This is a genomic window from Enterobacter cloacae (assembly GCF_011078175.1).
Taxonomy (GTDB): Bacteria; Pseudomonadota; Gammaproteobacteria; order Enterobacterales; family Enterobacteriaceae; genus Enterobacter; species Enterobacter cloacae_Q.
The window spans coordinates 16,074-30,387 of sequence record NZ_JAALCJ010000008.1; the positions used below are offsets into that span (position 1 = coordinate 16,074).

General features: G+C 55.3%; 11 protein-coding genes. 7 read left to right on the forward strand and 4 right to left on the reverse strand.

Features of this window, described 5'->3' with window-relative positions; genetic code table 11:
• Positions 1-2: 2 nt before the first annotated feature.
• The 4 genes from aroQ to G6Q29_RS16915 all read right to left on the reverse strand — a co-directional run bounded on the left by aroQ (position 3) and on the right by G6Q29_RS16915 (position 3,343).
• Positions 3-455, reverse strand: coding sequence for a type II 3-dehydroquinate dehydratase (gene aroQ / locus G6Q29_RS16900; protein ID WP_165466634.1), 453 nt, complete (start codon positions 453-455; stop codon positions 3-5).
• A gap of 234 nt (positions 456-689) precedes the next feature.
• Complete coding sequence (msrQ, locus tag G6Q29_RS16905) at positions 690-1,289, reverse strand: protein-methionine-sulfoxide reductase heme-binding subunit MsrQ (protein WP_165466635.1); 600 nt, start codon at positions 1,287-1,289, stop codon at positions 690-692.
• The gene (msrP, locus tag G6Q29_RS16910) at positions 1,290-2,291 is read right to left on the reverse strand and encodes a protein-methionine-sulfoxide reductase catalytic subunit MsrP (RefSeq protein ID WP_165466636.1); all 1,002 of its coding nucleotides are present in this window, start codon (positions 2,289-2,291) and stop codon (positions 1,290-1,292) included.
• A gap of 77 nt (positions 2,292-2,368) precedes the next feature.
• Positions 2,369-3,343: an MDR family oxidoreductase gene (locus G6Q29_RS16915; protein WP_165466637.1), complete on the reverse strand. Its 975-nt coding sequence runs from the start codon at positions 3,341-3,343 to the stop codon at positions 2,369-2,371.
• Positions 3,344-3,526: 183 nt separating this feature from the next.
• Between G6Q29_RS16915 and csrD the strand changes: the two genes are divergently transcribed.
• From csrD to yhdP, 7 genes are all read left to right on the forward strand, one after another.
• The gene (csrD, locus tag G6Q29_RS16920) at positions 3,527-5,467 is read left to right on the forward strand and encodes an RNase E specificity factor CsrD (RefSeq protein WP_165466638.1); all 1,941 of its coding nucleotides are present in this window, start codon (positions 3,527-3,529) and stop codon (positions 5,465-5,467) included.
• A 282-nt stretch (positions 5,468-5,749) separates the two neighbouring features.
• A complete protein-coding gene (gene mreB, locus G6Q29_RS16925; protein WP_000913396.1) occupies positions 5,750-6,793 on the forward strand; it encodes a rod shape-determining protein MreB in 1,044 nt (347 codons plus the stop codon).
• A gap of 62 nt (positions 6,794-6,855) precedes the next feature.
• The gene (mreC, locus tag G6Q29_RS16930; RefSeq protein ID WP_003860400.1) at positions 6,856-7,872 is read left to right on the forward strand and encodes a rod shape-determining protein MreC; all 1,017 of its coding nucleotides are present in this window, start codon (positions 6,856-6,858) and stop codon (positions 7,870-7,872) included.
• A complete protein-coding gene (gene mreD, locus G6Q29_RS16935; RefSeq protein ID WP_003860402.1) occupies positions 7,872-8,360 on the forward strand; it encodes a rod shape-determining protein MreD in 489 nt (162 codons plus the stop codon). The genes mreC and mreD overlap by 1 nt, the downstream gene beginning before the upstream one ends.
• 9 nt (positions 8,361-8,369) lie before the next feature.
• A complete protein-coding gene (locus G6Q29_RS16940) occupies positions 8,370-8,963 on the forward strand; it encodes a Maf family protein (protein ID WP_165466639.1) in 594 nt (197 codons plus the stop codon).
• Positions 8,953-10,422, forward strand: a complete 1,470-nt coding sequence (gene rng / locus G6Q29_RS16945) for a ribonuclease G (RefSeq protein WP_003860405.1) — start codon at positions 8,953-8,955, stop codon at positions 10,420-10,422. The genes G6Q29_RS16940 and rng overlap by 11 nt, the downstream gene beginning before the upstream one ends.
• 42 nt (positions 10,423-10,464) lie before the next feature.
• Positions 10,465-14,265, forward strand: a complete 3,801-nt coding sequence (gene yhdP / locus G6Q29_RS16950; RefSeq protein WP_165466640.1) for an AsmA2 domain-containing protein YhdP — start codon at positions 10,465-10,467, stop codon at positions 14,263-14,265.
• Positions 14,266-14,314: the final 49 nt, after the last annotated feature.

Genomic DNA, 14,314 nt, shown 5'->3' on the forward strand with positions numbered 1-14,314 from the left:
GTTTAGTGTGATTGTGACAAGCGTTTTACCGCTGTCTGTAAAGCGTATGAATAGCCGTCTGCACCCAGCCCACAAATCACGCCAGCGGCGATATCTGACAGGTAGGAATGGTGGCGGAACGGCTCTCGGGCGTGCACGTTGCTCAGGTGGATCTCGATAAACGGGATATTCACCGCGAGCAGTGCGTCGCGTATAGCAACACTGGTGTGCGTAAACGCGGCCGGATTGATCAGGATATAGTCCACAGTGTCTTTAGCCTGATGAATACGGTCGATGATTGCGTACTCCGCGTTTGACTGAAAATGGTCCAAATCCACATTCAGCGAGGCTGCTTCCGTACCCAGACGGTTAACAATTTCGCTCAATGTCAGCGTGCCGTACTTCTCTGGCTCACGGGTGCCGAGCATGTTCAGGTTCGGTCCGTTTAATACTAAAATTTGGAATTTGTCAGCCATTGTGCCGCTATCTCCTGCAATTTTCGGGTAAAAAACAACATATACCCTCAAAGCGCAATTGTCACCCTTTCAGAGGCCTAATAGCCCTGTCCGGAAAACCGAAGTCGCACATTATAACGATTTCGTAGCATTTGGCAGCTAAATACTGGTCTTATCAGGGAAGATTATCAACCGCTATCCGAAAAAGATTCGCGGTTGATAAGTAAACTGCGGGAAAACGCACAGTTTCGTGAACTATCGCAACCACTGGCGGAACTTCTTGTAACGCCACGCTAAAAGGGCCAATGCCAGCAGGGCGTAGATGACCGGCTGTGGGGATAAAATCTTCACCGACCACAGGTAATGTATGGGGGCGAGGATCGCGACAAGATAGACGAAGTTGTGCAGCAGTTGCCAGCGTCGACCCAGTTTTCGCTGCGCATACTGCGTGGATGTCAGCGTCAGCGCCAGCAAAACCAGCCAGCTTACGATACCCAGCGTCAGATAAGGACGCGTCACCAGTTCGCTGCCAAGGAGTGCCAGGTTGTTAATGCCCAGCTCCAGCAGGGCGTAGCTGGTGAGATGCAGCGTCGCCCAGGCAAAACACCATAGCCCTAAAAGCCGACGGGTGCGTATTAATAATGGCTGTTTAGCGTAGCGCGCCAGCGGTGAGATGAGCAAGGTCGCCAGCAAAAATTTCAGAGCCATCCGACCCGTAAAATGCTGAATATCTTTAGCCGGATCGGCACTGAACTGTCCCTGACTGGCCGCCCAAAAGAGCCAGATAAAGGGGAGCAATCCGGCTAAATGCAGGAATACCTTCAGCCAGGTTATCTGCTTTGCCGTTAAACGCACTTAGAAGTTCTCCCGTAAATTCAGACCACGGTAGAGGGATGCCACCTCATCCGCATAGCCGTTAAACAGCAGCGTTGGCTGGCGTTTCACATCCAGCGCGCCGCCGGAACCGATAAAACGTTCCGTCGCCTGCGACCAGCGCGGATGGTCAACGTGTGGGTTAACGTTGGCAAAAAAACCATACTCATCAGGCGCTGCCAGGTTCCAGGTGGTAGGAGGGCGTTCACGGGTGAGCTTAATACTGACGATCGATTTGATGCCCTTGAAACCGTATTTCCACGGTACGGTTAAGCGAATGGGCGCTCCGTTTTGCGGCGGCAGCGCTTTGCCGTAGACCCCGACGGTAAGCAGCGTAAGCGGATGCATGGCTTCGTCGAGACGTAAACCTTCAACGTAGGGATACTCCAGCCCGCCGCCGATAAACCGATCCTTCTGGCCTGGCATCTCATCCGGGGCGTAGCGCGTTTGAAAGGAAACATACTTCGCGTTGCTGGTGGGCTCAACCAGCGCCAGCAGTTTGTGCAAAGGGAAACCTACCCATGGCACTACCATCGACCAGGCTTCCACACAGCGCATACGGTAAATGCGTTCTTCAAGTGGGAAGCGGGTGGTGAGGTCATGATGATCCAACGTTAGCGGTTTTGCCACCTCGCCATCTATCTTCAGCGTCCAGGGATCGGTTTTCATGCTCCCGGCGTTGGCGGCAGGATCGGCCTTATCAAGACCAAACTCATAAAAGTTGTTATAGCCGGTGACTTTATCTTCTGGCGTCAGCATCAGTTTATTCTGCCACTGCGCCGGTTTCGTGAAGGTAAGCGGTGCTCCGGAAGGGGCTTTTGGGCGGTCGTTGCCTTTAAACCAGTCGAGCAGGTCGGCGTGGGCCGCAGGGGTGAGCGTCAGGGCGGTGGCGCTAATGCCAAGCATTTTCAGGATCTGGCGGCGCTGTAGCATAAAGACAGACTCAGACGTTACGTCGGCTTCCGTCAGTTTTCGGGTTTTCATGGCATCCTCCGTCAGGCGTTTTTCTAAGCATGACGGAGGAGAAGGGTTAGCGCGAATATGTCACGAAAATTTGAAGATTAGGCGATCTTAACCAGCGCACGACCGTGGAACTGATTATCCATAATGTTATTCGCGAATTCTGGCACCTGGCTCAGGGAAATCTCCGTGGCGCTCTGATCGTAGAATGAGGCTGGCAGATCCCGCGCCAGACGTTCCCAGGCCTCGGTACGTCGTTCGGCTGGGGTCATGACCGAATCGACCCCCTGAAGACGCACATTACGCAGAATAAAAGGCATCACCGTCGTCGGCAGGGCAAAACCTCCCGCCAGTCCACAGGCCGCCACGCAGCCGCCGTAATTCATTTGCGCCAGCACCTTCGCCAGCACTTTGTCGCCGACGGTATCTACTGCGCCGGCCCAGACCTGTTTTTCCAGTGGACGGGTCTCGGCGAACTCATTTCGGCTCAGAATACGGTTTGCGCCCAGCTGACGAAGATAATCATGTGTACTTTCGCGGCCAGAGACGGCGGCGACCTGATACCCCAGCTTGTGCAGCAGCGTGACGGCCGTGCTGCCCACGCCGCCGCTGGCGCCGGTGACGACAATTTCGCCAGAGTCAGGATGGATCCCGGCCTCTTCCAGGGCCATCACGCAGAGCATGGCGGTAAAACCCGCAGTGCCAATGATCATCGCTTTGCGACTGTCCAGACCTTTCGGCATCGGGACAAGCCAGTCACCTTTTACGCGCGCCTGCGCTGCCAGTCCACCCCAGTGGTTTTCACCTACACCCCAGCCGGTGAGCAGTACCTGCTGTCCGGCGTGAAAACGCGGATCTTCACTGGTATGCACGTGGCCTGCAAAGTCAATTCCTGGCACCATCGGGAAATTTCGGATGATTTTACCTTTCCCCGTAATGGCCAGTGCATCCTTATAGTTCAGGCTGGACCAGTCGATATCCACGGTCACGTCGCCCTCCGGCAGGCGGCTCTCTTCGATGGATTGCACCGAGGCAACGGTTTTACCGTCCTGCTGTTCTAAGATCAAAGCCTGCATACAGGTCCTCACTAGGTTTGATGATGGGATAATATGTTCTGAAGACTATACTCGCTTAATGAAACGCAGTGCCGATTTAACGCAATAAATTGCCAGATACACCAGGTTTGGTAGTATGTCGCATTTAAAATGCAAGTTAGCGCTCACTTGCACCCCCCTTCAATCCACGGAGTAATCTCAAGGATGCGATTAACGACGAAGTTCTCAGCTTTTATCACCTTGCTGACGGGGCTGACCATATTTGTCACGCTAATCGGCTGCTCGCTGAGCTTTTATAACGCCATCCAGGATAAGCTGGTTAACCGTGTTGAATCGGTTGCATCGGTTATCGACACCCGCCTGATTACAACCTCCTTCCCGGCGCTTTCGCGTGAGCTGGATGAGTTAATGGTGCCTGTGGATATTGTGCAGATTGACATTAAACAGGGGAAACGGACCGTTTTCAGCCATACCCTCCAGGGCAGCTATCGTCCTGCCGGCACGGTAGATCAGTATCGCGACGTCACGGTTCCTTCACTTAAACATCCGGGTATGGCAATTCATCTGATTTACCAGGATCCGATGAACAACTATTTACGCTCGCTTATGACCACCGCGCCCTTAACCATCGCCGTTGCCTTTATCATACTGCTGATTTTCCTCGCCGTTCGCTGGCAGCGACGTCAACTTTCCGGCCAGGAACTGCTGGAAACACGCTCCGCGCGGATACTGAATGGCGAGCGGGGGCCGCAGGTGCGGGGATCGGTTTATGAATGGCCATCACGCACCAGTAGCGCCCTGGACGTACTACTCTCCGAAATCCAGTTTGCCAGCGATCAGCGCAGCCGTATGGACACGTTGATTCGCTCTTACGCCGCGCAGGATAACAAAACGGGCCTCAACAACCGTCTCTTCTTTGATAATCAGCTGGCTACGCTTCTTGATGATCCTGAAAAGGTGGGTACGCATGGCGTGGTAATGATGATTCGCCTGCCCGACTTCGATCTTCTTCGGGATACCTGGGGCCAGCGTGTGGCGGAAGAGAACCTCTTCACGCTGATTAATCTGCTATCCACCTTTATTATGCGCTATCCCGGCGCGCTACTGGCGCGCTACCATCGCAGTGACTTTGCCGTCTTGCTGCCGCATCGCACTTTAAAGGAGTCCGAGAGTATCGCCAGCCAGCTGCTGAAAGCCGTCGATGCGCTACCGCAGAGCAAAATGCTCGACAGAGACGACATGGTGCATATGGGTATCTGTGCCTGGCGCGGTGGCCAGTCGACGGAGCAGGTGATGGAACATGCTGAAGCGGCCACGCGCAACGCCGTATTGCAGGGGGCGAACGGCTGGGCGGTCTATGATGATACGCTGCCCGAGAAAGGGCGCGGCAACGTGCGCTGGCGAACCCTGATTGAACAGATGCTGAGCCGCGGCGGACCGCGTATCTATCAAAAACCGGCGGTCATGAAGAGTGGTCATGTTCATCATCGTGAACTGATGTGCCGTATCTTTGACGGGACCGAAGAGGTTATCTCAGCGGAGTATTTGCCGATGGTGCTGCAATTCGGGTTGTCCGAAGAGTATGACCGCCAGCAAATCACGCGTCTCATCACGTTTTTATCGTACTGGCCTGAAGAAAATCTGGCTTTACAGGTAACTGTCGAATCGCTGATCCGTCCCCGCTTCCAGCGCTGGTTACGTGACACGATAATGCAATGCGAAAAATCGCAACGCAAACGCATTATTTTTGAACTTGCAGAGGCAGATGTAGGTCAACACATCAGCCGGTTGCGCCCGGTGGTGCGTTTAATCAATGCGCTTGGGGCTCGCGTGGCGGTAACCCAGGCGGGTTTGACCCTGGTGAGCACAAGCTGGATCAAAGAGCTTGATGTCGAATTATTGAAGCTGCATCCGGGTCTGGTAAGAAATATTGAAAAACGTACGGAAAACCAGCTGCTGGTACAAAGCCTGGTGGAAGCCTGCAAAGGAACGCAAACGCAAGTATTTGCCACAGGCGTACGTTCACGAAGTGAATGGCAGATGTTGACAGAGCGCGGCGTGACGGGCGGTCAGGGGGATTTTTTTGCCGCCTCTCAGCCGCTTGACACCAATGTGAAAAAATATTTGCAAAGATACTCTGTTTGACCTGCCGTTTACTTTGTTTTCACGTAGAATATCGCGCCTGTAGCTTTGAGTAAGACGAGCATAAAAGCCAGTGAACGACCTTTAGTGGGTTACAAGTGAAAGTGAGGGACGCTGCTGTTTACTCAGCCCTGAGGGATTCAGGGGATGAATTTGTAACAAAGGAAACGTGCTGCACTAATTTTCACCGTAGCAGACGATTTTTGCGCCTTGTCGCTGCTGCGTGTGGTTGGTAAAGTAAGCGGATTTTGTTTTCCGCCCCAGCTTTCAGGATTATCCCTTAGTATGTTGAAAAAATTTCGTGGCATGTTTTCCAATGACCTGTCCATTGACCTGGGTACCGCGAATACCCTTATTTATGTAAAAGGACAAGGCATCGTATTGAATGAGCCTTCCGTTGTGGCCATTCGTCAGGATCGTGCCGGCTCGCCAAAAAGCGTGGCCGCAGTAGGTCATGATGCGAAGCAGATGCTGGGCCGTACGCCAGGCAACATTGCCGCGATCCGCCCTATGAAAGACGGCGTTATTGCTGATTTCTTCGTGACTGAAAAAATGCTTCAGCACTTCATCAAGCAGGTTCACAGCAACAGCTTCATGCGTCCAAGCCCGCGTGTGCTGGTGTGTGTGCCGGTTGGCGCAACCCAGGTTGAACGCCGTGCTATCCGTGAATCCGCTCAGGGTGCCGGTGCACGTGAAGTGTTCCTGATTGAAGAGCCGATGGCTGCGGCAATTGGTGCGGGTCTGCCGGTTTCTGAAGCAACCGGCTCTATGGTGGTGGATATCGGTGGCGGTACCACTGAAGTGGCCGTTATCTCCCTGAACGGTGTGGTTTATTCCTCTTCCGTGCGTATCGGCGGCGACCGTTTCGACGAAGCCATCATCAATTACGTTCGCCGTAACTACGGCTCTCTGATCGGTGAAGCGACCGCAGAGCGCATCAAGCACGAAATCGGTTCTGCGTATCCGGGTGATGAAGTTCGCGAGATCGAAGTGCGTGGTCGTAACCTGGCTGAAGGTGTGCCACGCGGATTCACCCTGAACTCCAACGAAATCCTGGAAGCGTTGCAGGAGCCGCTGACCGGCATCGTGAGCGCGGTAATGGTTGCGCTGGAACAGTGCCCGCCAGAGCTGGCCTCCGATATTTCTGAGCGCGGTATGGTTCTGACCGGTGGTGGTGCGCTGCTGCGTAACCTCGACCGCCTGTTAATGGAAGAGACAGGGATTCCTGTCGTAGTTGCAGAAGATCCACTGACTTGCGTCGCCCGTGGTGGTGGCAAGGCGCTGGAAATGATCGACATGCACGGCGGCGACTTGTTTAGCGAAGAGTAGTCGGGTGTGAAAGGGTAGCAATTCGCTACCCTTTCTCTCTGACGCGAGAATACGCATAGCCTATGAAGCCAATTTTTAGCCGTGGCCCGTCGCTACAGTTTCGCCTGATCCTGGCGGTTCTGGTTGCGCTCGGGGTCATTATTGCCGATAGCCGCCTCGGTACGTTCAGCCAGATCCGAACGTACATGGATACCGCCGTCAGTCCTTTCTACTTTATTTCAAATGGTCCCCGTGAATTGCTCGACTCCGTGTCGCAGACGTTGTCATCGCGTGACCAGCTCGAACTCGAAAACCGTGCATTACGCCAGGAGCTGCTGCTGAAAAACAGCGAGCTGCTGATGCTGGGGCAATATAAGCAGGAAAACGCACGTCTGCGCGAACTGCTTGGCTCGCCGCTGCGCCAGGATGAACAGAAAATGGTCACCCAGGTGATCTCCACCGTAAACGATCCGTACAGCGATCAGGTGGTGATTGATAAAGGCAGCGTGAATGGCGTATACGAAGGTCAGCCTGTCATCAGCGATAAAGGCGTCGTGGGCCAGGTTGTGGCGGTTGCCAAACTGACCAGCCGCGTGCTGCTGATTTGCGATGCCACCCACGCACTGCCGATTCAGGTGCTGCGTAACGATATTCGCGTTATTGCTGCCGGTAACGGCTGTACCGACGATCTGCAACTGGAACACCTGCCGGCCAACACGGACATCCGCGTGGGCGATGTGCTGGTGACGTCCGGTTTGGGTGGGCGTTTCCCGGAAGGCTACCCGGTTGCGGTTGTCTCATCCGTGAAGCTCGACACGCAGCGAGCCTACACTGTGATTCAGGCGCGTCCGACGGCTGGCTTGCAGCGTTTGCGTTACCTGCTGCTGCTGTGGGGAGCCGATCGTAACGGCGCTAACCCGATGACCCCGGAAGACGTGCATCGTGTAGCCAATGAGCGCCTGATGCAGATGATGCCACAGGTACTGCCTGCGCCGGATGCGATGGGGCCACCTGCGCCCGTACCGGCTCCGGCGACAGGGTTAACGCAGCCGCTGCCGGATGCGCCGCCACCTCCGCAAGTCTCTGGTGGAGGGCAGTAGTGGCCAGTTATCGTAGCCAGGGGCGCTGGGTTATCTGGCTCTCATTCCTCGTTGCACTGTTGCTGCAAATTATGCCCTGGCCGGACGACATTCTCGTTTTCCGGCCAAACTGGGTATTGCTCATTTTGCTGTACTGGATCCTGGCCCTGCCGCACCGCGTAAATGTCGGCACAGGTTTTGTGATGGGTGCCATACTGGATCTTATCAGTGGCTCTACGCTTGGCGTCCGCGCCTTATCCATGAGCATTATTGCATATCTCGTCGCACTCAAATTCCAGCTCTTTCGTAACCTTGCGCTCTGGCAACAGGCGCTGGTGGTGATGTTGTTGTCGCTCGCTGCGGATATCGTTGTTTTCTGGGCAGAGTTTTTAGTGATCAACGTCTCTTTCCGACCGGAAGTGTTCTGGAGTAGTGTAGTAAACGGTGTGCTCTGGCCGTGGCTGTTCCTGCTGATGCGTAAAATTCGCCAGCAGTTTGCCGTGCAATAAAAGGTTTCTATGACGTCTCTGTATCTTGCCTCCGGTTCTCCGCGTCGCCAGGAACTGCTCGCGCAGTTGGGCGTCTCCTTCGAACGCATCGTTACCGGCATTGAAGAAAAACGTGCTGAGGGTGAAAGCGCTCAGCAGTATGTCTCTCGTCTGGCGCGTGAAAAAGCGCAGGCGGGCGTCGCATGCGTGCCGCATGACTTACCGGTGTTGGGCGCGGATACCATCGTCATTCTTAATGGTGAGGTACTTGAGAAACCTCGCGACGCAGACCATGCGGCGCGGATGCTGCGTAACATGTCCGGACAAACCCATCAGGTGATGACGGCAGTGGCGCTGGCAGACAGCCAGTACGTTCTGGATTGCCTTGTGGTAACGGAAGTGACGTTCAGAGTCCTCACCGACGAGGAGATCGCCGGCTATATCGCCAGCGGTGAACCTATGGATAAAGCAGGTGCATACGGTATTCAAGGGTTGGGTGGCTGTTTTGTCAGGAAGATAAATGGCAGCTATCACGCCGTAGTCGGCTTACCGCTGGTGGAAACGTATGAGTTGCTGAGCAATTTTAACTCACTGCGTGAGGGAAGGGATAATTATGACGGCTGAATTGTTGGTAAACGTAACGCCATCGGAAACCCGTGTGGCTTACATTGATGGTGGCATTCTTCAGGAAATTCATATTGAGCGTGAAGCGCGACGCGGAATCGTAGGCAATATCTACAAAGGTCGTGTCAGTCGTGTACTACCGGGTATGCAGGCGGCTTTTGTAGATATTGGGCTCGATAAGGCCGCGTTTTTACACGCCTCCGACATCATGCCGCATACCGAATGCGTAGCAGGCGAAGAGCAAAAGCAGTTTGCCGTACGTGATATTTCTGAACTGGTGCGTCAGGGCCAGGATCTGATGGTGCAGGTGGTAAAAGATCCTCTGGGCACCAAAGGCGCACGTCTGACCACTGACATCACTCTGCCTTCACGCTATCTGGTCTTTATGCCGGGAGCATCGCACGTGGGCGTGTCACAGCGCATTGAGAGCGAAAGCGAGCGCGAGCGCCTGAAAAAGGTGGTCAGCGCCTACTGCGACGAGCAGGGCGGGTTTATTATCCGTACCGCGGCGGAAGGGATCAGCGAAGAGGATCTGGCCTCGGATGCGGCCTACCTGAAGCGCGTCTGGACCAAAGTGATGGAGCGTAAAAAACGCAACCAGACCCGCTACCGGCTGTACGGTGAACTGGCGCTCGCTCAGCGCGTATTACGCGATTTTGCCGATGCGCAGCTTGATCGCATTCGCGTGGACTCCCGCCTGACGTATGAAGCGTTACTCGAATTCACCGCCGAGTACATTCCGGAAATGCCAGGCCTGCTGGAACATTACACCGGCCGCCAGCCGATATTTGACCTTTATGACGTTGAAAACGAAATTCAGCGCGCGCTGGAGCGTAAGGTTGAGCTGAAATCGGGTGGGTATTTGATCATCGATCAAACCGAAGCGATGACTACCGTCGATATCAATACCGGCGCGTTTGTCGGCCATCGCAACCTGGATGACACCATTTTCAACACTAATATCGAAGCGACGCAAGCCATCGCGCGCCAGCTTCGCCTGCGCAATCTGGGCGGCATTATCATCATCGACTTTATCGATATGAATAATGAGGATCACCGCCGTCGCGTGCTGCACTCCCTGGAGCAGGCGCTGAGTAAAGATCGCGTGAAAACCAGCATTAATGGCTTCTCGCAGCTCGGTCTGGTGGAAATGACGCGGAAACGGACCCGCGAAAGCGTGGAACATGTTCTGTGTAATGAGTGTCCAACCTGCCATGGACGCGGAACGGTAAAGACGGTGGAGACGGTCTGCTACGAGATCATGCGTGAGATTGTCCGTGTTCATCATGCCTACGACTCAGACCGTTTTCTGGTCTATGCTTCCCCTGCGGTAGCGGAGGCCCTGAAAGGGGAAGAGTCGCACGCGCTGGCGGAAGTGGAAATCTTTGTCGGCAAACAGGTAAAAGTGCAAATTGAGCCGCTCTATAACCAGGAGCAGTTTGACGTTGTCATGATGTAAACGCAGTGCGCTGCGAGATTAAAGGCTGACAAGGAGAGACGCGTGAGGCGATTGCCGGGGATTTTACTGCTTACAGGGGCAACGCTGGTCGTGATTGTCGCATTGCTCGTGAGCGGGCTGCGTCTCGTCTTACCGCACCTGGACAGCTGGCGTCCGCAAATCCTGGCAAAAATCGAATCCGCCACCGGCCTGCCGGTGGACGTGAGCCATATTGAAGCAAGCTGGCAGAACTTTGGCCCGACGCTTGATGCGCGGGATATCAGCGCCAGCCTTAAAGATGGCGGTCACCTCAAAATCAAACGCGTCACCCTGGCGCTGGATGTCTGGCAAAGCCTGCTGCATCTGCGCTGGCAGTTTCGCGATCTCACCTTCTGGCAACTTCAGCTGATGACCAACACGCCGCTGCAAAGCGGCGACAGCGATCGGGGGCTGGAAACCAGCCGTATCAGCGATCTGTTTCTGCGTCAGTTCGATCATTTCGATCTGCGCGACAGTGAGGTGAGCTTTATTACGCTTTCCGGGCAGCGCGCCGAGCTGGCAATTCCGCAGCTGACCTGGCTAAACGGGAAAGAGCGTCACCGCGCCGAGGGACAGGTCAATCTTTCCAGCCTGAACGGCCAGCACGGCGTTATGCAGGTGCGGATGGATCTGCGCGACGACAATGGCCTGCTGAACAACGGCAGGGTTTGGCTACAGGCGGATGACGTGGACGTGAAGCCGTGGCTCGGTGAGTGGCTTCAGCAGAACATGCAGCTGGAAACCGCGCGCTTCAGCCTCGAAGGCTGGATGACCCTGACGAACGGTGCGTTCGCCAGTGGTGATATCTGGCTTAAGCAGGGGGGCGCGAGCTGGAAAGGCGAACATCATCAGCATCAACTTTCCGTTGATAACCTCACCGCTCACGTAACGCAGGAAAAGGGCGGCTGGCAGTTCGCTATTCCGGATACGCGTATCTCCATGGATAACAAACCCTGGCCGCGCGGCGCGCTGACGCTGGCGTGGATGCCGGAGCAGGACGTCGGCGGGATAAACGGTAAACGCAGCGACGAGTTGCGTATCCGCGCCAGTAACCTGGATTTGACGGCGATCGAAGGTTTGCGTTCAATGGCCGCAAAACTCTCTCCGGAGCTGGGCGAAATCTGGCTGGCGACGCAGCCGAGCGGGCAGATCAACCGTCTGGCACTCGATATTCCGCTTCAGGTCACGGAAAAGACACGTTTTCAGGCTGCATGGAAAAATCTTGCGTGGAAACAGTGGAAACTGCTACCGGGTGCTGAGCACTTCAGCGGTAAGCTGGAAGGAAGCGTGGAAAACGGCAGACTAACGGCAGAAATGCAGGACGCGAAAATGCCATACGAAACGGTCTTCCGTGCCCCACTGGAGATTGAAAAGGGAAACGCTACCCTTAACTGGCTGAAGAATGATAAAGGTTTTCAGCTCGATGGCCGCGATATCGATGTGAAAGCCAAAGCGGTACATGCGCGCGGTAATTTCCGCTATCTACAGCCTGAAGGTGATGAGCCATGGTTGGGTATTCTGGCGGGCATCAGCACGGATGACGGCGCGCAGGCATGGCGCTACTTCCCCGAAAATCTGATGGGGAAAGCGCTGGTGGACTATCTCAGCGGCGCCATCCAGGGCGGTCAGGCGGATAACGCCACGCTGGTCTATGGCGGCAACCCACATCTGTTCCCGTATAAGCATAACGAAGGCCAGTTCCAGGTTCTGGTGCCGCTGCGCAACGCCACCTATGCTTTCCAGCCGGACTGGCCCGCGCTGAAGAATCTGGATATTGAACTCAACTTCCTCAATGACGGCTTGTGGATGAAGACGGACAGCGTTGCGCTGGGCGGCGTGACGGCAACTAACCTGACGGCAAATATCCCGGATTACTCCAAAGAGAAATTGCTGATTGATGCGGACATTAAGGGGCCGGGTAAAGCGGTTGGCCCGTACTTTGAAGATACGCCGCTGAATGACTCCCTGGCAGCCACCCTTCAGCAGTTGCAGTTAGACGGCGATGTGAATGCCCGCTTACATCTGGATATCCCGCTGGACGGTGAAATGACCACCGCCAAAGGCGACGTTCGTCTTAATAACAACAGCCTCTATATCAAGCCGCTGGACAGCACGCTGAACAGCCTCAGCGGTCAGTTCAGCTTTGTTAACGGCACGCTGAAAAGTGAGCCGCTGAAAGCGACCTGGTTCAATCAACCTGTCAATATCGATTTCTCCACCACCGAAGGTGATAAAGCCTACCAGGTGGCGGTCAATATGGACGCGAACTGGCAGCCGTCACGCATGGATGTTCTGCCGAAGCCGATTGAGAATGCGGTGGACGGCGCGGTGTCATGGAATGGCAAGGTCGCCATCGACCTGCCTTATCATGCCGGTGCGCGCTATAACGTCGACATTACGGGCGATCTGAAAAACCTCAGCAGCCAACTTCCCGCGCCGCTGAATAAGAAAAGCGGTGAAGCATTGCCCGTCAACGTTAAGGTTGCGGGCAACCTTAACAGCTTCGATTTAACCGGAAACGCTGGCGGAACCAACCATTTCAACAGCCGCTGGCTGCTTAACCGCAAGCTGACGCTGGACAGAGCGATCTGGACGACGGACAGCCGTACCACGCCGCCGCTGCCGGAGCAGGCGGGCGTTGAACTGAATCTCCCGCCGATGGATGGCGCAGAGTGGCTGGCGCTGTTCCAGAAAGGTGTCGGGCAAAACGTCGACCAAACGGCGCAGTTCCCGCAGTCCATTACCTTGCGCACGCCTGCGCTGACGCTGGGCGGGCAGCAGTGGAACAACCTGAGTATTGTCTCCCGGCCGACGGTAAACGGCTCAAAGGTCGAGGCGCAGGGGCGTGAGATCAACGGTTCGTTGACCATGCGCGATCACGCGCCATGGCAGGCGGCTATCCGTTATCTCTATTACAACCCGACCTTTGCGACATCTCACGCGCAGTCGACAAGCGCTTCTCTGTTAGGCGAGGCCTCGCGCGTGGATTTCAGCGGCTGGCCCGATCTCCAGCTGCGCTGTGCGGAATGCTGGCTGTGGGGGCAAAAATATGGCCGTATCGACGGTGACTTTGCCATCCAGGGCAACACGCTGAACCTCTCTGGTGGGCTGGTGGATACCGGTTTTGGCCGCCTGACTGCCGCCGGCGAATGGGTGAACAAACCGGGTGAACAGCGCACCTCGCTTAAGGGCGATATTAAAGGCAACAAGCTGGATGCCGCGGCTAACTTCTTTGGGATCAGCACGCCGCTTCGCGGATCGTCCTTCAATGTGAATTATGATCTGCACTGGCGCGCAGCGCCGTGGACACCCGATGAAGCTTCGCTTAACGGCATCCTGAAAACCAACTTCGGTAAGGGTGAGATTGCCGATGTGAGCACGGGGCGCGCCGGGCAGATCCTGCGTCTGCTGAGTTTTGACGCGCTGCTGCGCAAGCTGCGCTTCGACTTTAGCGACACCTTCAGCGAAGGTTTCTACTACGATTCCATTCGCAGCACGGCGTGGATCAAAGACGGCGTTCTGCACACCGACGATACGCTGGTGGACGGCCTGGAAGCGGATATCGCGATGAAAGGGTCAGTGGATCTCGTGCGCCGCAAGCTGGATATGGAAGCCGTGGTGGCGCCGGAGATTTCCGCAAGCGTGGGCGTTGCGGCAGCCTTTGTGGTCAATCCGATCGTCGGCGCGGCGGTATTTGCCGCCAGCAAAGTGCTGGGACCGCTCTGGAGTAAAGTCTCGATTCTGCGCTATCGCATTACCGGACCGGTTGATAAACCACAGATTAATGAAGTGCTGCGCCAGCCGCGCAAAGAAGCACAGCAATGATTTGACGTGGGCAGGTAATTGCCTCACTCTCAATAAATACGATCTTTAT